Below are 23,396 nucleotides of genomic sequence, written 5' to 3' on the forward strand. Positions count from 1 at the left end.
CGTAAGACACTTCAGTGGGCCACCCCAGCTGAGAAGATGAGAGACATCATCCTCACCAGCTGACCATCAGCTGGTGCAACGACTCATAGAATCCGCCGCGCTTGAGTACCAGGAGATGTCCGGGAAAGTGACGCCTCGATCTGCGTGGTGCGGGCCGCTCAGAAGCCGATGACGACGGCGTCGTCGGAGATCTCCTCCACCTGTGACCAGCGTCCGGAGTCGCGACTCCATTCAAAGGCCCCGGCGTGGACCGTCTGGGTGCCGTAGACGTCGGCGGTGGCCACGGCCCAGTGCGCCAGGGTCCACAGCTCCCGGGTCGTGTCGGCCTGCTCGTCGTCCTCATCGCCGCCGGGCATGCTCACCGTGACGACGGTCCCGGCCTCCGGACCGGCGCCGTCCGCGTCATCACCGGCGGCGGCGCTGCGGTCGATCAGGATCGGCCCGAACTCCTCGAGCTCGTCCCGCGCGTCCTCATCGGCGCCCTCGTCCTCATCGGCGCCCTCGTCCTCGTCGGCGTCCGAGTCGTCGTCTGCGCCTTCGGCGTCGTCCTCGTCCTCGGACCCGAGAGCCTCCAGTGCCTCCTGGGCGTCGTCGGGCACTTCAAGGGCGGTGCCCAGGACCCCCGCCACCTCGTGGGCGAGGCCGTCAGGGTCCGGGTCGGGGGCGTCCTTGCGGGTGAGGCGGCAGGTCATGCCGATCGGCTGCGCACCGGTCAGCGGCGCCGCGAAGGCCCTGCCGCGCTCCGCGTGGCGTGAGTAGAAGCTGGGGTCCATGGGACGCTCCAGCACGTCGGCGGCTTCGGAGACGCTGAGCTCAGGCGTCCACGGGTCGTCCTCGTGGTCCCGAGCCGACTCCAGGGCGTCGTAGAAGCCCTCCACGGAGCTTGCGACCTCCACCGGGCCGTCATCGTCCGACCAGCTGGGTGACCCGCTGCGGAACAGCTCGCGGGCGTCGTATTCGTCGGTGGCCTCGAGGACCTGCAGGTCAGATTCCTGCAGGGAGATGGCCAAGGCGTCGGCGGCGGCCTCCCGCGGAAGTCCCCGGTCCACCGCCAGTGCCGCCACCAGTGCGGCATTCGCCGACTGGTGCGGGGTCAGCACGTGGAGCTCCCCGCCCACCTGCACCTCGCAGCGGGCGTCCAGCAGATACTCCTGCTCGTCGATGTGACGCCAGGTGGCCCAGACGACGCCCGCCAGGACCATCGCCAGCAGGACAAGCACCGCCAGGGCGCGGCGACGGCGCCGGCGGCGGACCATCTCGCGGGTCGCCACGATCGGGCGCTCCGCCCGGTGTCTGCTCATCATCTCTGCTTCACCATCAGGTGTTCGTCCGTCTCCGCCGCAGTGTCAGGAACCGCCCACCGTCGTGACGCCGGACGCCCGAGGGGCGGGTGGTCCGGCGTCACGACGTTGCGGCTCAGTTGGCGTGGAGGGCCGCGTTGAGCTCCACCTTCTGGCCCTTGCGCGGCACGGCCTCCAGGCGGCCGGACACGGAGTTGCGACGGAACAGCAGGTTCGGGACGCCGGAGAGGGCAGAGCCCTTGACGACCTCCACCACGTTGCCGTGGTCGTCGAGCACGGAGACCTTGGTGCCGGCGGTGACGTACAGGCCGGCCTCCACCACAGAGTCATCGCCGATGGAGATGCCGACGCCGGCATTGGCGCCGAGCAGCACCCGCTCACCCAGGGCCACACGCTCCGTGCCGCCGCCGGAGAGGGTGCCCATGATCGAGGCGCCGCCGCCGACGTCAGTGCCGTCGCCCACCACGACGCCTGCAGAGATGCGGCCCTCCACCATGGAGACCCCGAGAGTGCCGGCGTTGAAGTTCACGAAGCCCTCGTGCATGACCGTGGTGCCCTCAGCCAGATGTGCGCCGAGACGGACGCGGTCGGCGTCACCGATGCGCACGCCCACCGGCGTCACGTAGTCCACCAGGCGCGGGAACTTGTCGATGCTGTGCACGGTGACGTGACCGCGCGAGCGCAGCTTCAGACGGGTGGCCTCGAAGCCGTCCACCGCGCAGGGCCCGAAGTTGGTCCAGACCACGTTGGTCAGGTGGCCGAAGATGCCCTCCAGGTTGAGGGTGTTCGGCTGGGCGAGACGGTGCGAGAGCAGGTGCAGACGCAGCCACACGTCCGAGGTGCCGGCGGCCGGCGCGTCGAGGTCCGCCTCGATGGAGACCACTTCGGTGCGCACTCCTCGGTCGCTGTCCTCGCCGACGGCGGCCTCGAGGGAGGCCAGCAGCGCGGCGTCCTGGTTCTGGGCCAGCGGCGCCAGCACGGGGGCAGGGAACCAGGTGTCGAGCACGGTCCCGTCGGCGGTGACGGTGGCCAGGCCGTGGCCGGAGGCGATGCGGGAGGCGGATGCAGCAGTGTCGGTCGAAGTCATGCCGCCCATCTTACGGATTACAGTGGGGTCATGCCCGTCGATGAGACCTCCGCTGACAGAACCTCCGGCACCTCCTCCGCCACGTCCTCCGACTCTGCTCCCGGCGGTGCCTCCGCCCCCGCCGCTCCGCTGATGCTGGACCTCACCGCAGAGATCACCCAGCTGACCGAACAGGTGATCGCCTGCGAGTCGGTCTCCGGGAACGAGACCCGGTTGGCCGATGCGGTGGAGTCTGCCCTGCTGGGCCTGGGCGGCCTGCGGGTGCACCGGGACGGCGACACGGTGATCGCCCGCACCGAGACCGGCGCGGACCAGCGGGTGGTGCTGGCCGGGCACCTGGACACGGTGCCGCTGCCCAGCGACCCGGAGACCCGTGGCACCCCGGGCTTCCGCGGGACGGTCCCGCCGCAGTGGGTCGCCGCAGACGGTGCGGACGCATCCGCCGATGACGGCGAGCGCCCCGACGGCGACGTCCTCTACGGTCGCGGAGCCACCGACATGAAGGGCGGGGTGGCCGTCCAGCTGGCGTTGGCCGCCGACGTCGCGGACCGGCTGCGGACGATGACGGCCGCACAGAGCTTGGCATGCGACGTCACCTGGGTCTTCTACGACCACGAGGAGGTCGAGGCCGCCAAATCCGGCCTGGGGCGGGTGCTGCGGAGCACTCCGGAGCTGCTGGAGGCTGACTTCGCGGTGCTCCTGGAGCCGACCCACGGTGCCGTGGAGGGCGGCTGCAATGGCACGTGCCGGCTGCGTGTCACCGTGCCGGGGGTCGCCGCGCACTCGGGCCGCGCGTGGAAGGGTCGCAACGCGATCCACGCCGCCGCGCCGGTGCTCGCCGCGTTGGAGGCGTATGAGCCGCGCACGGTCGACGTCGACGGCCTGGCGTATCGGGAGGGCCTCAACGCGGTCTCGATCACCGGCGGCATCGCCGGCAATGTCATCCCGGACGCCTGCACCGTGGAGATCAACTACCGCTTCGCCCCGGACAAGACCGAGGCGCAGGCCCACGACCACGTCCGTGAGGTGCTGCGCGCCGCCGGCGTGGACGAGGAGCTCATCGAGGTCACCGACTCCTCTCCCGGGGCCCGGCCGGGCCTGGAGCATCCCGCCGCGGAGGCCTTCCTGGCCGCCGTCGACGGGGAGCCCAAGCCGAAGTACGGATGGACGGACGTGGCCCGGTTCTCCGCGCTGGGCGTGCCGGCGGTGAACTTCGGCCCGGGCGACGCGCTGCTGGCCCACACCGACGACGAGCACGTCACGGCCGGAGATCTGCGGGCGTGCCTGGCGTCGATGCGCCGCTGGCTGCTCTGAGGACCCAGTCGCCGGCTGCTCTGGGGACCGGGATGTCTGGGGCGTGTCGGCCGGGCCGACAGCGCCGATCCGTCTGACCTGGCACGGTGACGATCCCGTCGGGGCCGATGTGGCGGAGGTAACGATTCCGTAACCAGGGCCTCCCATCCTCCTGCAGAGCGCTGTGTCCGCATAGCCTTACTGGACGAGGTCAGAAGGGGGACCCCCGTTCTGACCTGCTCGCACACGTGAATGAGGAGGACACCCCATGAGGATCCGACGCACTGCCGCCGCTGTCACAGCGGCCGCAGCCATGGTCGCCCTGTCCGCCTGCGGCGACGACGCTGAGGGAAACGGTGAGGACGTGGAGGTCGGCGGCGAGGAGGACTTCGTCACCGATCTCACCTTCGGCACCGGGGGCACCGCAGGGACCTACTACCCGCTGGGCGGTGAGCTCTCGGACATCTTCGAGGCCAACACCAGCGCTGACTCGGTGAACTATGTCGAGTCCGGGGGCTCAGGCGAGAATCTGGGCCAGATGTTCCAGGAGGAGTGGCAGCTCGGCCTGACGCAGAACGACACTGCCAACGACGGCGTCAACGGTCAGCTGGACGACCTCGACGGCGTCGAGCTGAACAACATCGGCTGGATCGCCAACCTCTACCCGGAGGCCGCCCACATCGTGGTGCGGGCGGACTCGGGCTTCGACTCGGTCGATGACCTGGAGGGCGCCACCATCGCCGTCGGCGACGCCGGCTCCGGTACGCGCGCGATCTCCGATGCCATCCTCGCGGCCCACGGGCTGGAGGAAGGGGACTACACCCCGGAGGTCACCGACTTCGGGGCCTCCACCGAGATGCTGGCCGACAACCAGATCGACGCCTCGATCTTCGTCGTCGGCACCCCGGTGGCGGGGCTGACGCAGCTGGCCGCGTCCACGGATGTGGATCTGCTGGGCCTCGACGACGCGACCGCCGACGAGATCTCCGGCGACTCGGGTGCGGAGCCGTATGACATCTCCGCCGAGGCCTACGACTTCCTCGACGAGGATGTCGCGACCGTGTCGGTGTTCGCCGCCCTGGCCGCCTCCACGACCCAGGTCAGCGAGGACCTCGGCTACGAGATCACCGCGGCGATCTTCGAGCACGCGGACGAGATCACCCTGGATGTCGGGGAGTCGATCGACATGGAGGAGGCCCTGCTGGGCATCGGTGACGTGCCGCTGCACCCCGGCGCTGAGCGGTACTACGACGAGCAGGGCATCGACCTGCCGTGAGCGACGCACCTGGTCGGGACGCCCTCCCGGCAGGTGGGCAGGTCGATCCTGCCGCAGAGGCGAAGGCCGAGGAGGTCCTCCGCGAGCACGACACCTCCAGCCGGTTCCGCACGGACCTGGGCTGGTGGGGTTGGCTCGTGGGGGCCATCTCGGTCGTCTTCACCCTCTACCACCTGTACGCGGCGCTGGAGCGACCGTTCAACAACTGGATGCACGGCTCCCTCCATCTCGCGGGGGCGACGTCGCTGATCTTCCTGCTGTACCCGGCGAGCAGGCGTCTGCTGGACCGCCCCGCCACCGGGGTGCTCTGGAAGGACACGCTGCTCGGGCGGGGCCGCGGAGTGCCGTGGTACGACGCACTGCTGGCCGCGGCCGGCGTGTACTGCAACCTGTACATCTTCGTCGAGTATGAGCGCCTGACCGGCAACGCCGTGCAGATCCTGGGCTACTCGGACCTGGACCACGTCGTCGCCGTCGCCGGCATCCTGTTGGTGCTGGAGGCCACGCGGCGCTGCGTGGGCCTGCCGATCGTCATCATCGCGACCTTGGCGATGGTCTATGCGATCTTCGGCAACCACAGCCCGCTGTTCCCGCATCGGGGCATGTCCGTGGAGAACTTCGCCACCAGCACGTTCCTGTCCACCGGTCAGGGGGTCTTCGGCACGCCGATCCAGGTGTCCTCGAACTTCATCTTCCTGTTCCTGTTCTTCGCCGTGGTGCTGCTGCGCACCAACATCGGTCAGTTCTTCAACGACCTGGCCTTCCGCGCGGCCGGCCGATTCACCGGCGGCCCGGCCAAGGCGGCCATCGCGGCCTCGGGGCTGCAGGGGATGGTCTCCGGCTCCTCGGTGGCCAACACCGTGGCGTCGGGCTCCTTCACGATCCCGATCATGAAGAAGGCCGGGTTCAAGCCTCATGTGGCGGCCGCCACGGAGGCCACGGCCTCCACCGGTGGACAGATGATGCCGCCGATCATGGGCGCCGCGGCGTTCATCATGGCGCAGAACGTGCCGGACGTGGAGTACAACGACCTGATCGTCATCGCCGTGATCCCGGCCCTGCTGTACTTCCTGGGCGCGTTCCTCTCCATCCACTTCGAGGCGAAGCGCAACCACATCAAGGGACTGCCGATCGATGAGCTGCCCTCGCTGCGGTCGCTGATCACCCGGGCGGACCTGCTGCTGCCTCTGGCGGTCATCATCGGCACGCTGCTCTCGGGGATGTCGCCGATGCGGGCGGCCCTGCTGGGCATCGCCACCGCGTTCGTGCTGAGCTTCCTGCGCTCCTCCACACGGCTGGGGCCGCGGGGCATGGTGGAGCTGCTGGTGGCCGGTGCGCGCACGGCCCTGCCGGTGATCGCGGCCTGTGCCACTGCTGGCATCGTGGCCGGCACGGTGACCGCCACCGGGCTGGGAGGGCAGCTGGGGCGGGGCCTGGTGGACATCGCCGGAGGCAGCTTCCTGCTGGTCCTGGTGATGGTCATGGTGGCCTGCATCGTGCTCGGCATGGGGCTGCCCACCACGGCGAACTACGTGGTCACCGCGACGGTGGCCGCACCCATCCTCTACAACAACTTCGACGTCCCGCTGATCGCCGCCCACCTGTTCGTGTTCTTCTTCGGCATCCTCGCCGATATCACGCCACCAGTGTGTCTGGCCGCCTATGCGGGTGCGGGCATCGCCAATGCCAATCCGATGGCGGCGGGCGTCTCGGCGCTGCGAATAGCCATCGCGGGATTCCTCATCCCGTATGTGTTCATCCTCCAGCCGGCGCTGCTGCTGGAGGGCTCCTGGCAGGAGTTGGTGATCGCCCTGAGCACGGTGATCGTGGGCATGGTCGGAGTCTCCTCGGGGCTGGCCGGGCATCTGGTGGTGCGCGGCACGCTGCCCGAACGGTTCCTGCTCGTCGGCGGCGGCCTGGCGCTGATCTATCCGGATCTGCTGGTCTCCATGCCCGGGCTGGCCGCCATGGGTCTCGCGGTGATCATGCAGATCGTGCGTCGCGGGGCCTCGCGCGGGCCCGGGGCGGCCTCCGACTCGAGCCGCGGCGTCTCCGACGGCACGGACCCGGCCGACCACGGCGCCGCCCGCGCCTGACATGCCGTGAGCACGGGTCAGTCCAGCTCGATAGGCTGAGGCCCATGAGCACATCGACTGCAGCAGCCACTGAACGTCCCCTGGCGCTGGTGACCGGCGCGACGCGCGGCATCGGCCGGGCCATCGCCGAGGACCTCGGCCGCACCCATCACGTGCTGGTCGGCGGGACGACGCCCGATCGTGTCGGGGCCGTGGTCGCCGCGCTGCCGAGCGCCTCTGGCTTCGCGGCGGATCTGACCGACTCCGCCGCGGTGGCCGCCGCCGTCGAGGAGGCCGGGCTCGAGCGCCTCGACGTGCTGGTCCACTCCGCCGGCGTCGCCGACTCCGGAGAGGTCGGCACGGCAACGTCGGAGCTGTGGCGGCACGTGTTCGAGGTCAACGTGTTCGCCGTGGCGGAGCTCACCCGTCTGACTCTGCCGGCCCTGCGGGTGGCCCGCGGCCAGGTCATCGCCATCAACTCCGGCGCGGGCTATTCGTCCCGGGCCGGGGGAGGGATCTACTCCGGCAGCAAGTTCGCCCTGCGGGCGCTGACCGACGCGCTGCGTGACGAAGAGCGCGGCACGGTGCGGGTGACCTCGATCCATCCGGGCCGGGTGGACACGGACATGCAACGTGACCTGCAGACCCAGATGGGCAACACGGACTATGACGGCAGCATCTACATCGCCCCGCAGTCCGTGGCGGACACCGTTCGACTGGCGGTGGACATGCCGGAGGCCTCGATGGTGGAGGAGCTCTCCATCCGGCCGGTGCACCGGTGACCGGTCAGCCGGCGGGAGCGGCTCCCGGAGACGTCGTCGAGCTCCCGACCGACGCCGTGCCGGACGCGGTTGCGCTGTGGCATGAGGCGGGTCTGACCCGACCGTGGAACGACCCGGAGGGGGACTGCCGTCGCGCCCTCGAGGGCAAAGAGTCCACAGTGCTGTGCCTGCCGCCGTCGAGGGCCTCTGACGGGGCGAGCGGAGGTCGGCTGCGCGGCACCGTCATGGTCGGCCACGACGGGCACAGGGGATGGATCTATTATCTGGCCGTCCGTGATGATCTGCGGGGTCAGGGCTTGGGTGAGCGTCTGGTCAGAGCCGCCGAGGACTGGCTCCGTGCCCGGGGCATCCCGAAGCTGATGCTGATGGTGCGCCGGGAGAACCAGGCGGTGCATGCCTTCTATGATCGTCTGGACTATACCGAGCAGGACGTGGTCACCCTGGGCCGGTTCCTGTGACCGGCCGGAGGCACACCGGTCTCACCGGGGTGTGTGCCTGCCGGCGACGGTGAAGGGAGCTGGGACGTATGAGGGAGTCGAGCTGTCACGTGGTGATCGGGGCGGGTCTGGCCGGGGCCTCGGCGGCGTGGCGCCTGGCGCAGGCCGGGCACGAGGTCGCCGTCCTGGAGCGGGACGTGCCCGCCGGGCCTCTGGGCAGCTCCCACGGATCGGCGCGCATCTTTCGCTACGCCTATCCGGACCGGTTCTACGCCGATCTGGTGGTGCAGGCGGCCGCGGGCTGGCAGGAGCTGGAGCGCGAGGCGGAGGAGCCGCTGCTGACCCTGACCGGGGCGTTGGACCACGGGGAGGCGCGCAGGCCCGCTGAGCTGGCACAGGTGCTCGCCGGGGCCGGGGTCGATCACGAGCTGCTCGGCGCCGCCGAGGCCGCTGACCGGTGGCCCATGTTCTCCTTCGACTCGGAGGTGCTGTGGCACCCCGGGGCAGGGGTGCTCGACGCCGAACGTACGGTGGCCGCCATGCTGCGGCTGGCCCAGCGGGCCGGTGCGCGGCTGCAGACCGGCTGGGAGGTCAGCCGGGTGGAGGAGACCGCCTCCGGGGTCCGGCTGACCTCCTCGGACGGGCGCCGTTGGGATGCCGAGCATCTGGTCGTCTGCGCGGGCGGCTGGCTTCCGCGGCTTCTGGGGGAGCTGCCGCTGCCCGCCGGCTTCCTCCCGGCGAACCGCCGGCTGACGGTCCGGCAGGAGCAGGCCTTCCACTACCCCTACCGCGGGGGAGCGGCGGAGGCCTCCGCCTGGCCCACGTTCATCCACGGGGACCGTGACATCACCGTCTATGGGCTGCCCGGCGGGCGCGACGCCGACCATAGGGGCCAGAAGGTCGCCGAGTTCAACGGCGGCAAGGTCATCGGGTCTGCCGCGGATCAGGACGGCAGGATCGACGACGCCGGACGGGCCCGGGTGACCAGGTTCGTGGCCGACAGGCTGCCCGGGGTGGAACCGACCCCGTATGCGGAGACCACCTGTCTGTTCACCACCACCGCCGACGAGGACTTCCTCATCGACCGGCATGAGCGGGTCACCGTGGTCTCGCCCTGTTCAGGTCATGGGGCGAAGTTCGCCCCGCTGCTCGGAGAGTTGGTCCTGGCCGCGGCGACCGGCGACGGGGACGCGCCGGCGACGTTCCGCGCCCGATGATCCGTCGTGACGCGCCTCCTGACCCCTTGATCCCTGCGCAACGCTCCAGTAGCTTGCACCCCATGGATCTCACACGGCGAACTCTGTTCCTCGTCAGCGGTGCCGGAGCGGCGGCCGTCGGGCTCAGCGTCGGGGCTGTCCCCGCCCGTGCGTCCGATGCGAGCTCCTCGACGGATCCGGGTCAGGGCGCTGAGGGGCTGATCCGGCCCACTGCGTATGACGAGGACGGGCGGCGCCGCAATCCGGCGAACCCCCTGGGGTGCCCCTTGGGCCGAGGGGACTGAGCCATGGAGCCGGTGTGGAAGCATACGGAGAACTACTCGGCGGGACGGGAGGGCACGTCGGTGGACCGCATCGTCATCCATTACATCGTCGGCACATTGGCCGCGGCGGATGCGACGTTCGCCGACCCGGGCTCGGGGGTCAGCGCTCACTACGGCATCGGTGAAGGCGCTCTGCACCAGTACGTCAGCGAGATCAACACCGCCTGGCATGCGGGGGACCTGGCGATGAATCGGCGCAGCATCGGCATCGAGCATTCTGCGGACCCGGAGCGGGCGCCGAGCGAGGACACCTACGAGATCTCCATCGAGCTGTGCACCCGGATATGCCGCGAGCGCGGTCTGGACCCGCAGACTCAGATCATCCCTCACGGGGATGTGGTGGCGACCGCCTGCCCGGGGACGGTGTCCGTCCGACGGATCCGCGATGGGGTGGCTGCTCGGCTCTGACCGGCGATGACGAGAGCAGAGGGCGACGGTGTCAGCGAGCGGCAATGGCAGAGGGCCCCGACTCGTGGCGAGTCGAGGCCCTCATGCGATGAGCTCCCCCAGCTGGATTCGAACCAGCAACCCCTCGATTAACAGTCGAGTGCTCTGCCGTTGAGCTATGGAGGATTGCGACTGAAAGAGTGTAGCAGTCGAATCTCGGCCGAGGGAAATCGGACGGGCCGAGGAGGCGCACATCACCACACGCCGGGCGGGGGTGCTGGGGTTCGCCGAGCCTCTGCCGAGGGTCGAGACCCGCGGAATCACGCGGCGGCGGCGGACTGCCACCGTGCCGCTGATCACGTTCTACGACGGGTCTGTGGGCGGCAGGAGGCCTGACCTCGCCATGATCCGTGGTTACCATGGACGCCGTGCTGACCACTGAACATCCCCAGGACGCCTCCCCGCCGAGGCATGCGGCCCTCTCGGACGTGGCGCTGACGGCGCCCGTTCCGGGGCGGGCAGAGTCCGCCGACGCCATCCATGTGAGTGCGGTGGTCATCCGCAACTCGGACGGCGAAGTGCTCACGGTGCGCAAGAGCGGCACCGACCGGTTCATGCTGCCCGGCGGCAAGCCGGAGCCCGGCGAGACCCCCGTGCAGACCGCGGTGCGTGAATGTGCTGAGGAGCTCAGCGTGGAGCTCTGGCCGGAGGATCTGCGCGAACTGGGGACCTTCCACGCCGCAGCGGCCAATGAGCCCGGTCGGCTGGTCACCGGAGAGATCTTCCTCCACGACGCCGCACCTGCCGCCGTCGACGCCGCCCCGGCGTCCGAGATCGCCGAGCTGCGCTGGCTCTCCCCGGCTGCTGAGCCGATGCCGGAAGACCTGGCCCCCCTGCTGGCCGAGGAGGTCCTCCCGGCGCTGAAGGGCGAGGAGACCAGGGCGTGAGATCCTTGACCGTCTTCACCGGGTCCAGCCACGGGCATGACCCGGCCCACGCCCGTGCGGTGCGCCGTCTCGGTGCTCTGCTGGGGCGCCGCGGCATCACGGTGGTCTACGGCGGGGGGAACGTCGGGCTCATGGGCGCCCTCGCCGACGCCGCCCTGGGGGCCGGGGGAGAGGTCCACGGCGTGATGCCGCAGGGGCTGATGGACCGTGAGATCGCCCACCCCGGGTTGACGCGTCTGGAAGTCGTCGCCGACATGCACGAGCGCAAGCGCCGTATGGCCGAGCTGGGCGACGGCTTCCTGGCCATGCCGGGCGGCGCCGGCACCTTGGAGGAGCTCTTCGAGGTGTGGACCTGGCAGCATCTGGGCCTCCACCGCAAGCCGGTCGCGCTCTTCGACGTCGGGGGCTTCTGGCAGCCGCTGCTGGCCATGGTGGACCACATGGTCGAGGCCGGATTCCTCACCCGTCCCCGGCGGGAGGCGCTGATCGTCGACGATCAGGTCCCAGAACTTGTGGACAGTCTGGCCGCCTCCGCGGCCGATCTGACGGAGGTCTGAGTCCCATGGCCGACCCGGAGGTGGAGATCCTCGCCGGAGAGGTCCCCGAGGCCGCCCAGCTGGAGAACCTCTACGGGTCCGTCGGATGGACCGCCTACACCGGGGACCCCGCCCGGCTGCAGCGAGCGGTGGCGGGCTCCTTCGCGGTGGCCACCGCCTGGGCCTCCGATTCGGCTCCTCGAGCCGACGGAGCCGACGGAGCCGACGGAGCAGACGGAGCAGACGGAGGACGCCGCCTGGTCGGCCTGGCCCGGATCCTCAGCGACGGTGAGACGATCGCCTATCTGCAGGACGTGCTGGTGCGGCCGGAGCTGCACCGTCGCGGCATCGCACGACGACTGGTCGAGGAGGTGCTGGCGCCGGTGCGTCAGGTGAGGCAGAAGGTCCTGCTCACCGATTCCGAGCCCGGGCAGCGGGCCTTCTACGAGGCCTTGGGGTTCACCGAGGTCCGGGACGTCTCGCCAACAGGGCTGCGGGCGTTCGTGTCACTGGAGCCGACACCGCCGGAAGCCTGAGGTCGTGGCCCTCGGCGTGACTGCTATCCTCTCCCACGACCCCCGACGCCGGTCGGGCCGCTCCTCATCGGGGCGTCGCCGCCGTCGTCGTCCTCGGACCGCCCCGCCGCCTTCACCTCAGGAGTGACCATGACCTCCGTCGACGCGTCGCCGACCGACATCGCCCGGCTCATCATCAGCTGCCCGGACCAGCCGGGGATCGTCGCCGCCGTCTCGGATGTGATCACCGATCTCGGCGGCAACATCATCTCGCTGGACCAGTACAGCACCGGTGTCGCGGGTGGGCGCTTCTTCCAGCGCACGGTCTTCCACCTGCCCGGACTCGCCGCCGCCCGGCCGAGCATCGAGGAGGCGGTCCAGACGCGTCTGGCGGCGCGCTTCGACATGGAGTGGAGCCTCACCGACGCCGGCACGCCCAAGCGCGTGGCGATCTTCGCCTCCAAGGCGGACCACTGCCTGCTGGATCTGCTGTGGCGGCACCGCCGGGGGGAGATCCCGATGGACATCGCCATGGTGATCTCCAACCACCCGGACCTCGCCGACGACGTCCGGCCCTTCGGCATTCCCTACATCCACGTGCCGGTGGACAAGGGTGACAAGGCAGCGGCCGAGGCCCGGCATCTGGAGCTGCTGAAGGGCAATGTGGACCTCATCGTGCTGGCCCGCTACATGCAGATCATCTCCGAGGACTTCCTCCGCGAGGTGGGCGCCCCGGTCATCAACATCCATCACAGCTTCCTGCCCGCCTTCATCGGAGCCGGACCGTACCGCAAGGCGAAGGAGCGCGGGGTCAAGCTGATCGGAGCCACCGCGCACTACGTGACCAAGGACCTGGACGAGGGGCCCATCATCGAGCAGGACGTCATCCGGGTCTCCCATGAGGACGACGTCGCGCAGCTGACCCGCTTCGGCGCTGACGTGGAGCGTGCAGTCCTGTCCCGGGCGGTGCAGTGGCACTGCGAGGACCGCGTCATCCGCAACGGCCAGACGACCATCGTCTTCTGAGCGACGGCCCCACGGGCATGGATTCCATTACGGATGAGTGACGTTATCGGGGTCAGGCAGGTGAGGCATGCCTTTCCTGTAGACTCCGCGGTGCAGAACCCGTGGAAAGGACCTGCCGTATGTCTGCTCAGACCCCACCGTCCGCACCGGATCAGCCGGCACCGGATCAGCCGGCGCCTGTGCGACCCGACGCCGGCGGTGCCCGGAAGCCCCGGGTCCAGCATGTGCTGACGGTCCAGCAGGTGCGGCGGCTGTCGCCGCACCTGGTGCGTGTGGTGCTCGGCGGCGAGGGGTTCGCAGCCCTCGAGTTCAAGGACGCCACGGACCAGTACATCAAGATGCTCTTCGCTGATCCGGCGCTGGGGCTCGATCGGCCCTATGACTTCGATGCCCTGCGGGAGCGTCTGCCGATGGAGCAGATGCCGGTGACCCGCACCTACACGGTCCGTCACATCGATCACGACGCCGGCCAGCTGTGGGTGGACATGGTCACCCACGGCGAGGAGGGCCTCGCCGGCGGCTGGGCCCAGCAGGTCCGCCCGGGGGAGCTGATCAGCTTCTTCGGGCCCGGGGGCGCCTACGCACCGCGCGAGGAGGCCGACTGGCACCTGCTGGCCGGGGATGAGTCAGCCCTGCCGGCCATCGCGGCGGCGGTCGAAGCCTTGGAGGCCGACGCCCGCGGCGTCGTCGTGCTCGAAGTGCCCTCCGTCGAAGACCAGGTGTCGCTGGCTGCGCCGGACGGGGTGGAGGTGCGCTGGCTGCATCGCGGCGGCGAGTTCACGCCGGAGAGCACCCGGCTGGTCGAGGCGGTGGCGAGCCTGGAGATCCCTGCCGGGGACGTGCAGGTCTTCGTCCACGGAGAGCGTGAGCAGATGAAGCGGATGCGACGGCTGCTCGTCGAGGAGCGGGGACTGCCCCGCCGGGGGATGTCGCTCTCGGCCTACTGGGCCTTCGGGCGCGTGGAGGACCAGTTCCAGGCGGAGAAGCGGACCCCGGTGGGTCAGATCGACCCGGCCTGACCGGGGTCGGCGTACGAAGGATGCTCAGCCGCTGACCGCTGAGCTGGTGCCGATGACCAGGGCGGCGATGAGCAGGCCCACCAGGAACAGCACCGTCACGGCGGCGCAGGGACCGGCCCAGCGGCGGAAGCCGTCCAGCCGCACGTCCTGACGGTCGGACATCGTGCCGCTGAGCAGCAGGAACAGATCGATGATCGTCCAAGCGCCAACCACGCCCATGAAGATGAAGCCGAGGTTGACCGCGCCCGTGGCGAAGCCGACCATCGCGGTGCCGAACATCAGGGTCTTGAGAACCCCGGTGGGGAGTCGGCCCAGGTAGTAGCGCTGGGCGCCCATCGGTCCGAGGAACAGCGCCAACGCCCATGCGACGAGGAACTTCTTCTCGGACGTGGGCTGCGCTTCGAAGGCGGCGCGATCCTCCGCGGTGAAGGTGTTCGCGTAGAGCTCGTCCAGGTCCAGCTGCTCGGGCATGCCTCCATGGTAGTGCCCGCCGCCCAGCGCTCGGCGCACGGGATGGTGGCGGCGGAGCCCTGTCCCGGTCACCAGGGGCGTTGGTGGTAGTTTGGTCACGGAAGGCTGCGCAGCCCGCTGTGCCAGTCCCACAGGTCCGACCAGTCATTTCAGGATGGAGGCGCTGTCTTGGCTCAGCAAGGAGCAGGGCACACCCGCACCGCTGCCCCCCGCCCATCGCTCGTCGACCTGATCAAGGTCGTCCTGCGCCTGGGGCCGAAGCAGATCAATGACGAGATCCAGCTGGCCATCGGCCAGATGAAGACCAAGGGCATCGCGGCAGGCATCGCCGCCGCCCTGATGGTCGTCGGCCTGGTCTTTCTGACCTTCCTGGTGGTCGCCCTGATCGTCGCCGCCGTGGCGGCCTTCGGACTGATCTTCGAGCTCTGGGCGGCCGCCCTGATCGTCGCCGGGATCTTCCTGCTGATCGCGGCGGTCTTCGTGCTCATCGGCCTGCTGCGCCTGAAGAAAGCCATGCCGCTGATGCCCGAGGACGCGATCCGAGGGCTCCGACTGGACCTGGGGGTGGCCAAGGAGGGCAGCAGCTTCGACCCGCGCACGCTGGACCGGCAGGATGCCGAGCGTCGCCGGAAGAAGGAGGAGGCCAAGCGGGAGGCCCAGGAGCGCAAGAAGCAGCAGGCCAAGACTCCCGGCGAGGGCAGCCCGAAGAAGCCGAGCTACCGGGAGCTGCTGCGGCGCACCGCTCAGCGACGGGAGCACCTGGGGTCCCTGCATGATGAGATCCGTGAGCGCAGCGACAAGGAGTCGCTCAAGTCCGAGGCCCAGGGCGGCGTGGCCGGCCTGAAGGAGAAGCTGCGCGGCGCCGGCCGCTCCGCGGGCGACGCCGACGCCGGTGAAGCCCCACAGGGCTCGGGCGCCGACCACGAGGGACCGTCGGCAGGAGACTTCGTCGCGGCCCGGTGGAAGCCGTTGGCGGTGCTGGGCGCCTCCGCGGCTGCCGGCGCGGTGTTCCTGAGGGAACTGACCAAGCGCTGAGCACGGGACTCGGCGGAGAAAGATTCGGCTGACACGAACTCGGGGCACGGTCGCGCTGCCTCTGACCACAACTTCACACGACCCGTCCCCGTCGGCGATCGTCGACGGGGTTCCCCGCCGAGACCAGCAGAGGACCCTGTGAGATTCATCGGTGCCGGAACCCGGGAGGGTTTCGAGTACACCCTGCATGAGACATTCTGGACCGTTCCGAATGTCGTCACGGTCGTGCGCTTTCTGCTGCTTCCGGTCTTCGTGTGGCTGGTCGCCACCGGCTCCTATCTCGGGGCGTTCTGGGTGTTGGCGGTGCTGAGCTCCACCGACTGGGTGGACGGGTACATCGCGCGGCGCTTCGACCAGCTCAGCACAGTGGGGCAGTGGCTGGACCCGCTGGCGGACCGGCTCTCGCTGGTGATCGTCACCATCACGCTGGTGGTGTTCTCGGTGGCGCCGCTGTGGGTGGTGCTCGCTGTGGTGATCCCTGATCTGGTGCTGTTCGTCCACGCGGCCGTGCGCTTCGCCGGCTCCCCGCAACTGACCGTCTCGGTGCTGGGCAAGATCCGCACCGCCTGTCTGCTGGTGGGTGCGCCGCTGATCCTCCTGGGCCGCACACCGCAGCTGGAGGGCACTGTGCTGGTCATCACGGCGGAGCTGGTGCTCGCGGCGGGATGTCTGATGCACATCCTGGCGTCCATCGATTATCTTGTGAAGGCGCACCGCAAAGCGCGCCAGCTCCGAAGCCGGGGCATCAGGCCCCGCGATCGTGCCCAGTGGGCGCGGGAGTCGGGCGGGTGACTATCCCAGGAGGACACGAGCGGCTCATGCCCAGGACCCAGGACACGCTGCGCATCCTCATCGCGGCGGACACCTACCCGCCGGACGTCAACGGGGCGGCCGTGTTCTGTCATCGGCTGGCTCGGCATATGACCCGCATGGGTCACGAGGTCCACATCGCAGCGGCCCGGAACGACTCCGGACCGGACCTGGTCCAGCACACCGAGGATGCGACGGTCCACCGGTTCCGGTCCTTCAAGGCTCCCACGCACGAGTACTACCGGCTGTGCCTGCCCTGGCTGGTGGAACCCGCCATGGACCGGCTGATGGAGGAGGTCCAGCCCGACGTCGTCCACGTCCAGTGCCATTACATGATCGGCAAGGCCGCGATCGAGGCCGCTGAGCGGCGGAGGATCCGCACGATCGCGACGAACCACTTCATGCCGGAGAACCTGGACCCGTTCCTGCCGTTCCCCGACTGGTTCTGCCGCATCGTGGCCGAGAACTCCTGGCGGGACATGGGCCGGCTGATGGGCAAGGCTTCGGTGGTGACCACCCCGACGCCTCTGGCCGCGCAGACCATGCGGGAGCGTGCCGGCTTCGACCACGTGTTGCCGCTGTCCAACGGCATCGATGTGGACCACTATCAGCTGCGGCCGGGCGAGGAGATCGCACCTGGGCAGCGGCCCACCGTGCTGTTCGTGGGTCGGCTGGCCGTGGAGAAGAACGTCGATGTGCTCATCGACGCGGTCGCCGCCACCGATCCTGCCCTCGATATCGGACTGGAGATCGTCGGCGACGGCGAGCAGCGTGATGTGCTCGCGGAGAAGATCCTGGCGCTGGGCCTGCAGGACCGGGTGCGCATGCGCGGCCACGTCGACGAGGACCAGCTGCGCCTCGCGTACCTGGAGGCTGACGTCTTCTGCCAGCCGGGCACCGCCGAGCTGCAGTCGCTGGTCTCCTTGGAGGCGATGTCGGCCGGCCTCCCGGTGGTCTTGGCCGACGCCCTGGCGTTGCCGCATCTGGTGGAGCCGGGCGTCAACGGGCACCTGTTCGCCCCGGGAGACGCCGCAGACCTGGCGGCGAAGCTGGAGGACATCGTCACCCGCAGCTCAGAGCAGCGGGAGGCGATGGGCCGGCGCAGCCGGGAGATCGCCTCGCGCCACAGCATCACCAAGACCATGGAGGCCTTCGAGCAGCTCTATCGCGGTGCCGACTGGGTGGACCCCGGGCAGTACGGCAAGGCTCAGGGGTGGCGTCCGGCGGCTCGCCGTCCGCGCCGCCAGCGCACCCGATAGGATGTCCTCGGTTCACCCTCGGCGTCCAGGCGCCGGGACGGGTGACCGATCTGGGGCGTTAGCTCAGCTGGTCAGAGCAGAAGACTCATAATCTTTTGGTCGCGGGTTCAAGCCCCGCACGCCCCACCAGCACATCCTGGTGGCCGATCTCCAGGTGGAGCCGGCCGGCCGCCAGCTGCCCCAGCCGGTCGTCGCGCCAGCGCCGCGCCCGCTCGGCGCCGTCGGCAGGGGCGGTTCCCTCAGCGTCCAGCTGCTCCGCGGCGACGGCGGCCCGGTCCTCCACCAGCTGCCGCAGGAGAACGGCGTCGTCGGGGCCGAGCCGCCAGGGGGTCTCCCAGGTGCGCACCGGATTCCCCTGGCCGCGGGCGGCGTCCGTCAGGACGGCGACGGCGTCGGGCCCGCAGCGGCCGCCGCGTCGTTGGTGGCGGTTGAAGGCTTCGGTGACCAGCCCGTCCTCGGGGTGCCCGGGGTCCGCCGTCATCCGGCCGGTCACGGTGAGGGCGACGAGCAGGGGAGCGCTGCGCCGGATGCAGGTGTGCACCAGCTCCTGGACCTGGGAGGGGGTGAGCAGGTCCAGCAGTGCGGAGGCGATCGTCAGGGTGTGCCCGGCGGCGCCGTCCAGCGCGGCGCCGAGGTCGGCGACGTCGGCTTCACGCGTCTCCACCGGACCCGTCGCACCCCGCGCAGCAAGACGTTCGGCGGTATCGGCGAGCAGGTCGGGGTCATGGTCCAGCAGGAGCCAGCCCGGATCGCCGGACAGCAGGGGCAGCAGCCACCGGCCGCCGGCCCCTGTGCCGCAGCCGACGTCGACCACCGTGGTGGGACGCAGCTCGGCCAGCAGGGCGGCCACCTCTGGGCGTGTGGGCTCCCGGGCGGCGGCGTCGGCGGCTTCGCGGAGGCTCAGCCATTCGGCAGAGATCCGATCAGCCGACGCCAGTGGTTCGCGGTCTTCTCCCATGTGGGCAGACTATCGGCTCGGGTGCGGGCGGCCTCGGCCCACCGGCCGCGCAGGCTGGGATCCTCCATCCAACGGCGCAGACGCAGGGCCCACTGCTCGGGCCGGCCCGGGTCCGCGACATCGCCGGCGGCGCCGAGCGCCTCCACTGCGCCGGTACCGGCGGAGACGATCCCGGGCACGCCGTGGGCGCAGGCCTCGACCACCACCATCCCGTAGGTCTCGGCCCAGGAGGGCAGCAGCACCAGGTCGGTGTCCTCCCACAGGGCCTTCATCTGCGCTGGAGTGAGGGGACCGTGGTGGATCACCCGGCCGGGCAGGCGGCGTCGCAGCACCGTCAGCACGTGGGAGCCGTGGTCCGTCTCGCCGCCGGGGCCCGCCACCTGGAGGACCCAGGGTTGGTCGAGGAGAGCCGCGAGCGCCTCGGCGAGCAGGAGGTGGTTCTTCCGCGGGGTGAGGGAGGCCGCCACGGTCAGTCGCCAGGGCCCGGCGCGCCTCTCCACCGCTTGGGTGGCAGCCATCCGCCCGGCGTCGGGCCGGTCCACACCGGGGACTACGACGTCGACGTCGTCCCGTCCGTGACGTCGGTGCAGGTCTTCGGCGGCCCACTGACTGGTGGTCACCACTCGGGCGGCGGAGGTCACCGCTCGTTGCTCGGCCGACGACTGATCGGAAGGCGCCGGCCCCGGGACCTGGGCGGGTTCCGTTCCGGGGCGTTCGTGCTCGGCCTCCAGCGGCAGGTGGATCAGTAGCATGTCGGCGACGGGGCGCGCCTGACCGTTCGGGTCCGGGCTGAACAGCTCCGGTGCGGCGGAGCCGATGAGACCGTCCACCACCACGGCCGCGGCGGGGTGCTGAGTCCGTCGGGCGGCGAGGGTGGTTCTCAGTGCCGCGCGGCTGTCCTCGTCCGGGGAGGGCCAGGCGCCGGGGATGCGCAGAACCTCGGTGGGCAGGCCGAGGCGGTCCAGGCCGGCGATGACCCGTGCGTTGTACAGGGAGCCTCCGCTGGGGCCGGGCAGATCCGGCTCGACCCAGATCAGTCGGTCCGGAGGAGTCACAGCTCGATCCGCACGGAGGCGCTGGCCCGAGGGTTCTCCTCGGCCTCGACCTCGATGGCGGTCAGCCCGTGGTCGGCCGGCAGTACCTGGGCCAGCTGCTGGGCCAGGTACGCGATGATCACCTCGGTGGTGCTGAGCTTGTTCTCGAAGGCGGGGTGTTCGTCCAGGTTCTGGTGCCGCAGGGGGTCCAGGACGCCGGAGAGCAGCTCGGCGGCGGCTCCGATGTCCATCACCACCCCGTGCGGATCCAGCCCGGGGCGTTCGAAGGTCGCTCGGATGTGCAGGGTCGCTCCGTGCAGGTTCTGGGCGGGCCCGAAGAACGGGTCCGCCAGGCTGTGGGCGATCATCAGGTGGTCGTCCACGGTGAGCCGGAAACGGGTCATCGACGGCGTGCTCGTGGTGCTCATGGGTGCTCCTGTCGTGTCGGCGTCTGGCGGCGGGGAGGCGCGGGTGGGCGCGGGTGGGCGCGGGAGGCGCTGGCTCTCATCGGTGGTCCACCACGTGGCAGATGGTCCCTGCCCAGGCTGGGTCGCCGTAGGCCAGGGCATCCATGACCTGTGGGAGGTCCTCCAGGGGAGAGCGTCCCGTGATCAGGGAGTCGAAGCGATCGTCAAGCAGGGACAGCCCCAGGCGCAGGCGTGCGCGGCGGTCCCGACGCAGCCGGCGCGGCTGAGCCACCTCGCCCACCTGGGAGGCGATGATCCGCAGCCGGCGGGCGTGGAAGTCGCCTCCCAGCGGAATCTGCGGACGCTCGTCGCCGTACCAGGACTGCTCGATGATCAGCGCGTCGTCGCCGGCCACACGCAGCGCCTCGGCAAGGCCCGCGGCGGTGGCGGAGGAGTGCAGGACGACGTCGCTGTCCGGTGCGGCCGCCCCAGGAGCGACGGCGTGCAGTCCCAGGGCGTCGATGAGCTGCCGCCGGTCCTCGTCGACGTCGACGACCTCGAGCCGTTCCAGGGGGATCCTGTGCGCCAGCAGGGCGGTGCTCAGGCCAATCATGCCGCCGCCGATCACCGTAACCCGGTCGCCCAGACTGATGCCGGCCTCCCAGAGGGCGTTCAGGGCGGTCTCCGCGGCTCCGGCCAGCAGGGCCCGCTCCGCGGAGCAGCCGTCCGGCAGCGGGTGGCAGTCCTGGGCGGGGACGACCACGTGGTCCCGGTGGCCGGCCAGGGTGAACACCGTCCGTCCGCGGAGAGCCGCAGCGTCGGGTCCTTCTCCGTCACGGACGATGCCGACGTTCAGGTACCCGTGGCTGACCGGATGGGGCAGCTCGCCCAGCTGATGCGGAGCGCACATGATCCCGGCCACATCGTCGGGGACCATGCCCCGGTGGACCAGGCTCTCCGTGCCGCGGGAGATCCCGGACAGGAGAGTCTCCACCAGGACCTCGCCGGGGCCCGGTGTGGGCACGGGGGCGCTGACGACCTCACCCCGCCCGGGGGCGGTCGTCCAGTACTGGCGGCTGCGCAGGGCGCCGGACGGCGAGGTGCCGGGGCTCTGGTGCAGTTCCTCCATGGTCGTATCCTGCCACGTCAGCGGGGGCGGAGGACATGGCCGCCGCGGGGCGAGCCCCTGAGATGTGCGGAGGCGGCCGGGCCTATGATCGCTGGCATGGATCATCGCCATCGGCCTGTGCTCGGCACCCTCGCCGTCCTACTGGCAGGGGCGCTGCTGCTGCTCGCCCTCCTGGGGCTCGGCGATCACCTGGCGGCGGCTCTCACGGCCGGATTCTCCCGCGGGCCCGACGGCGGCCCCGTGGCCCATGAGGGATTCGGCGGCCTCGCCGTGGGGGCGGGGCTGCTGGCCTTCGCCGGGTGCCAGCTGCACGCGGTCCGTGGGGCCGGGGGATTCCGTGCCGCCGATGCGGTCACCCTGCTGCGTTCGGGGCTGTTGGGCATCTTCGCCGCCGGGGTGGTCGCAGCGTCCGGTGACCTCCCGGTGCCCACCGGCGTCGGTCTCCCGCTTCCGCTGATCCTGCTGGCCGGGGTGATCCTCCTCATGGACGGGCTCGACGGCGCGGTGGCCCGGGCCGGGGCGGGAGGAACGTCGGCCGGAGCCCGGTACGACGAGACCACTGATGCTGTGGTGCTGATGGTGCTCGCGCTGGCCGCCGCGCTCGCCGTCGGATGGTGGGCCGCACTTCTGGGTCTGCTGCGGCCCGGCTTCGCCCTGGGCGCTCGGATCCGACCGGCCTGGCGTCGCCCGTTGCCGGACTCCCGACGACGGAAGGTGCTGGGCATGGCACCGGGGATCCTGGTGCTGGCCGCACTGGCGCCGTGGCACCTGACTCCGTGGCACCTGGGGGAGGTGGAGTTCCCGCTGGAGCTGCTGCTGCGGGCCCTTCCGGTGGCGTTGGGCCTGGCCCTGGTGACGTTCTCCTTCGGTGTGGACATCCGCACACTGGAACGCCCCGCCGAGGAATGACGGTGCAGGAGGGGAGGACCGCGTCGGGTTGGCACAATGGCACCTGTGCTGCGACTCTTCTTCGACGCCCGATACACCCGCACCCGGGTCCACGACGGGATCTCCCGCTTCTCCGCCTCTCTGGTCGAGGCGGTCGCCGACCGGGCGGACGTCACCATGCTCATCAGCGATCCCGCGCAGCTGCGCCTGCTGCCCGCGGGGGTGCCCTGGCTGCGGATCAGCGCCCCCACCTCGGCGGCCGAGCCGTGGGTCGCCCGGCAGATCAACCCGCACCGTCCCGACGTCGTCTTCTCCCCGATGCAGACCATGGGCGGCTGGGGTCGGCGCTATCCGCTGATCCTCACGCTGCACGACCTCATCTACTACGAGCACCGCACGCCTCCCCGGGACCTGCCCGCTCCCATCCGCATGGGCTGGAGGCTGTACCACCTCAGCCCGTGGCCGCAGCGGCTCGTGCTGGACCAAGCGGACGCCGTCGCCACCGTCTCCGAGACGACGCGCGGGCTCATGCGCGCCCACCGGCTCACTCGCCGGCCGATAGAGGTCATTCCGAACGCGCCGCAACCGGTCCAGCGGCCGCGCGACCCGCACGTCGCACCGGTCCGGCAGCTGGTCTACATGGGATCCTTCATGGACTACAAGAACGTCGAGGGGGTGATCCGCGGGCTGCGTGGCCTGCCGGACCACACCCTGCACCTGTGCAGCCCGATCGACGACCGTCGCCGGGCGGAGCTGGTGGACCTCGCGCCGCGGGAGGACCAGCTGATCTTCCACGACGGGATCTCCGAGTCTGGGTACCGGCAGCTGCTCCGGGAGTCCGCGGCCCTGGTGACGCTGTCCCGCGCGGAGGGCTACGGCCTGCCCGTCATCGAGGCGATGGCTCAGGGGACGCCCACGGTGGTCTCGGATCTGCCGATCTTCCGGGAGATCGTCGGGCAGGCGGGCGCAGGACATGGGGCGCAGTGCGTGGACCCGGATCGCCCGGAGGCCTTCGCCGCCGCCGTCCGCCGGCTGCACGAGCCCGGGGTCTTCGCCGCCGCTTCCCGGGCGGCCCGCGCCAGGAGCCTCGACTTCAGCTGGGAGGACTCGGCTGATCGGCTCGTGCGCCTGGCCGACGGCCTCGCGCAGCGGTGGCGACGACGGAGCGATCCCTGGGACTGAGC

The 23,396-nt window shown here is 70.6% G+C and carries 24 protein-coding genes and 2 tRNA genes; 18 read left to right on the plus strand and 8 right to left on the minus strand.

Going from position 1 to position 23,396, the window contains the following annotated elements; translation table 11 throughout:
* Positions 1-158: 158 nt before the first annotated feature.
* Both ABD658_RS00005 and dapD read right to left on the minus strand, forming a co-directional pair.
* Positions 159-1,304: a hypothetical protein gene (locus tag ABD658_RS00005; protein ID WP_344682308.1), complete on the minus strand. Its 1,146-nt coding sequence runs from the start codon at positions 1,302-1,304 to the stop codon at positions 159-161.
* 112 nt (positions 1,305-1,416) lie between these two features.
* Positions 1,417-2,388, minus strand: a complete 972-nt coding sequence (gene dapD, locus ABD658_RS00010) for a 2,3,4,5-tetrahydropyridine-2,6-dicarboxylate N-succinyltransferase (protein ID WP_344682306.1) — start codon at positions 2,386-2,388, stop codon at positions 1,417-1,419.
* A 132-nt stretch (positions 2,389-2,520) separates the two neighbouring features.
* Here dapD and dapE point away from each other — a divergent pair, with 132 nt between their 5' ends.
* The 7 genes from dapE (at position 2,521) to ABD658_RS00045 (ending at position 10,199) form a co-directional block, all read left to right on the plus strand.
* The gene (dapE, locus tag ABD658_RS00015) at positions 2,521-3,702 is read left to right on the plus strand and encodes a succinyl-diaminopimelate desuccinylase (RefSeq protein ID WP_344743644.1); all 1,182 of its coding nucleotides are present in this window, start codon (positions 2,521-2,523) and stop codon (positions 3,700-3,702) included.
* A gap of 247 nt (positions 3,703-3,949) precedes the next feature.
* On the plus strand, positions 3,950-4,957 hold the full coding sequence (locus tag ABD658_RS00020) for a TAXI family TRAP transporter solute-binding subunit (protein ID WP_344682302.1): 1,008 nt from the start codon (positions 3,950-3,952) through the stop codon (positions 4,955-4,957).
* Entirely contained in the window at positions 4,954-7,053 is a 2,100-nt protein-coding gene (locus tag ABD658_RS00025; protein ID WP_344682299.1) for a TRAP transporter permease, read from the plus strand. The genes ABD658_RS00020 and ABD658_RS00025 overlap by 4 nt, the downstream gene beginning before the upstream one ends.
* Positions 7,054-7,097: 44 nt before the next feature.
* Positions 7,098-7,814 (plus strand): SDR family oxidoreductase, encoded by a 717-nt coding sequence (locus tag ABD658_RS00030; protein WP_344743553.1) that lies wholly within the window; start codon positions 7,098-7,100, stop codon positions 7,812-7,814.
* Positions 7,811-8,272 carry a GNAT family acetyltransferase gene (locus tag ABD658_RS00035; RefSeq protein ID WP_344682292.1) on the plus strand — a complete coding sequence of 154 codons (462 nt, stop codon included), beginning with the start codon at positions 7,811-7,813 and terminating at the stop codon, positions 8,270-8,272. Before ABD658_RS00030 ends, ABD658_RS00035 begins: the two co-directional genes overlap by 4 nt.
* Positions 8,273-8,340: 68 nt before the next feature.
* Positions 8,341-9,468: an FAD-dependent oxidoreductase gene (locus ABD658_RS00040; protein ID WP_344682290.1), complete on the plus strand. Its 1,128-nt coding sequence runs from the start codon at positions 8,341-8,343 to the stop codon at positions 9,466-9,468.
* Between the two features lie 296 nt (positions 9,469-9,764).
* Entirely contained in the window at positions 9,765-10,199 is a 435-nt protein-coding gene (locus tag ABD658_RS00045; RefSeq protein ID WP_311023639.1) for a peptidoglycan recognition protein family protein, read from the plus strand.
* 93 nt (positions 10,200-10,292) lie between these two features.
* Here ABD658_RS00045 and ABD658_RS00050 read toward each other — a convergent pair.
* Positions 10,293-10,364: transfer RNA gene (locus ABD658_RS00050), tRNA-Asn, on the minus strand.
* Positions 10,365-10,606: 242 nt separating this feature from the next.
* Here ABD658_RS00050 and ABD658_RS00055 point away from each other — a divergent pair.
* The 5 genes from ABD658_RS00055 (at position 10,607) to ABD658_RS00075 (ending at position 14,221) form a co-directional block, all read left to right on the plus strand.
* A complete protein-coding gene (locus ABD658_RS00055; RefSeq protein ID WP_336581890.1) occupies positions 10,607-11,125 on the plus strand; it encodes an NUDIX hydrolase in 519 nt (172 codons plus the stop codon).
* Entirely contained in the window at positions 11,122-11,682 is a 561-nt protein-coding gene (locus tag ABD658_RS00060; protein ID WP_344682283.1) for an LOG family protein, read from the plus strand. Before ABD658_RS00055 ends, ABD658_RS00060 begins: the two co-directional genes overlap by 4 nt.
* Before the next feature lie 5 nt (positions 11,683-11,687).
* Positions 11,688-12,197: a GNAT family N-acetyltransferase gene (locus ABD658_RS00065; protein WP_344682281.1), complete on the plus strand. Its 510-nt coding sequence runs from the start codon at positions 11,688-11,690 to the stop codon at positions 12,195-12,197.
* Positions 12,198-12,326: 129 nt separating this feature from the next.
* Positions 12,327-13,202 carry a formyltetrahydrofolate deformylase gene (purU, locus tag ABD658_RS00070; RefSeq protein WP_070159315.1) on the plus strand — a complete coding sequence of 292 codons (876 nt, stop codon included), beginning with the start codon at positions 12,327-12,329 and terminating at the stop codon, positions 13,200-13,202.
* A 119-nt stretch (positions 13,203-13,321) separates the two neighbouring features.
* On the plus strand, positions 13,322-14,221 hold the full coding sequence (locus tag ABD658_RS00075) for a siderophore-interacting protein (protein WP_344682279.1): 900 nt from the start codon (positions 13,322-13,324) through the stop codon (positions 14,219-14,221).
* A gap of 24 nt (positions 14,222-14,245) precedes the next feature.
* Here ABD658_RS00075 and ABD658_RS00080 read toward each other — a convergent pair whose 3' ends face one another.
* Positions 14,246-14,692, minus strand: a complete 447-nt coding sequence (locus ABD658_RS00080) for a TM2 domain-containing protein (RefSeq protein WP_085437175.1) — start codon at positions 14,690-14,692, stop codon at positions 14,246-14,248.
* A 168-nt stretch (positions 14,693-14,860) separates the two neighbouring features.
* On the opposite strand from ABD658_RS00080, the gene ABD658_RS00085 reads away from it, so the two are divergent.
* From ABD658_RS00085 to ABD658_RS00100, 4 genes are all read left to right on the plus strand, one after another.
* The gene (locus ABD658_RS00085) at positions 14,861-15,727 is read left to right on the plus strand and encodes a phage holin family protein (protein WP_344682276.1); all 867 of its coding nucleotides are present in this window, start codon (positions 14,861-14,863) and stop codon (positions 15,725-15,727) included.
* A 138-nt stretch (positions 15,728-15,865) separates the two neighbouring features.
* The gene (locus ABD658_RS00090; protein ID WP_311023649.1) at positions 15,866-16,519 is read left to right on the plus strand and encodes a CDP-alcohol phosphatidyltransferase family protein; all 654 of its coding nucleotides are present in this window, start codon (positions 15,866-15,868) and stop codon (positions 16,517-16,519) included.
* 26 nt (positions 16,520-16,545) lie between these two features.
* Entirely contained in the window at positions 16,546-17,796 is a 1,251-nt protein-coding gene (locus ABD658_RS00095) for a glycosyltransferase (RefSeq protein WP_344682273.1), read from the plus strand.
* Positions 17,797-17,848: 52 nt separating this feature from the next.
* Positions 17,849-17,925 (plus strand) — tRNA-Ile (locus ABD658_RS00100).
* On the opposite strand, the gene ABD658_RS15325 is transcribed toward ABD658_RS00100, so the two are convergent.
* From ABD658_RS15325 to ABD658_RS00115, 4 genes are all read right to left on the minus strand, one after another.
* Complete coding sequence (locus tag ABD658_RS15325) at positions 17,882-18,754, minus strand: methyltransferase domain-containing protein (RefSeq protein ID WP_425544545.1); 873 nt, start codon at positions 18,752-18,754, stop codon at positions 17,882-17,884. The genes ABD658_RS00100 and ABD658_RS15325 overlap by 44 nt on opposite strands.
* The gene (locus ABD658_RS00105; RefSeq protein ID WP_344682271.1) at positions 18,697-19,809 is read right to left on the minus strand and encodes a glycosyltransferase family 4 protein; all 1,113 of its coding nucleotides are present in this window, start codon (positions 19,807-19,809) and stop codon (positions 18,697-18,699) included. The genes ABD658_RS15325 and ABD658_RS00105 overlap by 58 nt, the downstream gene beginning before the upstream one ends.
* A complete protein-coding gene (locus ABD658_RS00110) occupies positions 19,806-20,216 on the minus strand; it encodes a 6-pyruvoyl trahydropterin synthase family protein (protein WP_083277734.1) in 411 nt (136 codons plus the stop codon). Before ABD658_RS00110 ends, ABD658_RS00105 begins: the two co-directional genes overlap by 4 nt.
* A gap of 76 nt (positions 20,217-20,292) precedes the next feature.
* Positions 20,293-21,324, minus strand: coding sequence for a zinc-dependent alcohol dehydrogenase (locus tag ABD658_RS00115; RefSeq protein ID WP_344682269.1), 1,032 nt, complete (start codon positions 21,322-21,324; stop codon positions 20,293-20,295).
* Positions 21,325-21,420: 96 nt separating this feature from the next.
* Here ABD658_RS00115 and ABD658_RS00120 point away from each other — a divergent pair, with 96 nt between their 5' ends.
* A complete protein-coding gene (locus tag ABD658_RS00120) occupies positions 21,421-22,233 on the plus strand; it encodes a CDP-alcohol phosphatidyltransferase family protein (RefSeq protein ID WP_344682267.1) in 813 nt (270 codons plus the stop codon).
* A 36-nt stretch (positions 22,234-22,269) separates the two neighbouring features.
* Positions 22,270-23,394, plus strand: a complete 1,125-nt coding sequence (locus tag ABD658_RS00125) for a glycosyltransferase (RefSeq protein WP_344682265.1) — start codon at positions 22,270-22,272, stop codon at positions 23,392-23,394.
* Positions 23,395-23,396: the final 2 nt, after the last annotated feature.

Source organism: Nesterenkonia aethiopica (assembly GCF_039534665.1).
Lineage (GTDB): Bacteria > Actinomycetota > Actinomycetes > Actinomycetales > Micrococcaceae > Nesterenkonia > Nesterenkonia aethiopica.

Excerpts from the sequence above, each read along its gene's own strand:
- ABD658_RS00005 (WP_344682308.1), bottom strand. The coding sequence starts at position 1,304 with ATGATGAGCAGACACCGGGCGGAGCGCCCGATCGTGGCGACCCGCGAG.
- dapD (WP_344682306.1), bottom strand. The coding sequence starts at position 2,388 with ATGACTTCGACCGACACTGCTGCATCCGCCTCCCGCATCGCCTCCGGC.
- dapE (WP_344743644.1), top strand. The coding sequence starts at position 2,521 with ATGCTGGACCTCACCGCAGAGATCACCCAGCTGACCGAACAGGTGATC.
- ABD658_RS00020 (WP_344682302.1), top strand. The coding sequence starts at position 3,950 with ATGAGGATCCGACGCACTGCCGCCGCTGTCACAGCGGCCGCAGCCATG.
- ABD658_RS00030 (WP_344743553.1), top strand. The coding sequence starts at position 7,098 with ATGAGCACATCGACTGCAGCAGCCACTGAACGTCCCCTGGCGCTGGTG.
- ABD658_RS00040 (WP_344682290.1), top strand. The coding sequence starts at position 8,341 with ATGAGGGAGTCGAGCTGTCACGTGGTGATCGGGGCGGGTCTGGCCGGG.
- ABD658_RS00065 (WP_344682281.1), top strand. The coding sequence starts at position 11,688 with ATGGCCGACCCGGAGGTGGAGATCCTCGCCGGAGAGGTCCCCGAGGCC.
- purU (WP_070159315.1), top strand. The coding sequence starts at position 12,327 with ATGACCTCCGTCGACGCGTCGCCGACCGACATCGCCCGGCTCATCATC.
- ABD658_RS00075 (WP_344682279.1), top strand. The coding sequence starts at position 13,322 with ATGTCTGCTCAGACCCCACCGTCCGCACCGGATCAGCCGGCACCGGAT.
- ABD658_RS00080 (WP_085437175.1), bottom strand. The coding sequence starts at position 14,692 with ATGCCCGAGCAGCTGGACCTGGACGAGCTCTACGCGAACACCTTCACC.
- ABD658_RS00095 (WP_344682273.1), top strand. The coding sequence starts at position 16,546 with ATGCCCAGGACCCAGGACACGCTGCGCATCCTCATCGCGGCGGACACC.
- ABD658_RS15325 (WP_425544545.1), bottom strand. The coding sequence starts at position 18,754 with ATGGGAGAAGACCGCGAACCACTGGCGTCGGCTGATCGGATCTCTGCC.
- ABD658_RS00110 (WP_083277734.1), bottom strand. The coding sequence starts at position 20,216 with ATGAGCACCACGAGCACGCCGTCGATGACCCGTTTCCGGCTCACCGTG.
- ABD658_RS00115 (WP_344682269.1), bottom strand. The coding sequence starts at position 21,324 with ATGGAGGAACTGCACCAGAGCCCCGGCACCTCGCCGTCCGGCGCCCTG.
- ABD658_RS00120 (WP_344682267.1), top strand. The coding sequence starts at position 21,421 with ATGGATCATCGCCATCGGCCTGTGCTCGGCACCCTCGCCGTCCTACTG.
- ABD658_RS00125 (WP_344682265.1), top strand. The coding sequence starts at position 22,270 with ATGGCACCTGTGCTGCGACTCTTCTTCGACGCCCGATACACCCGCACC.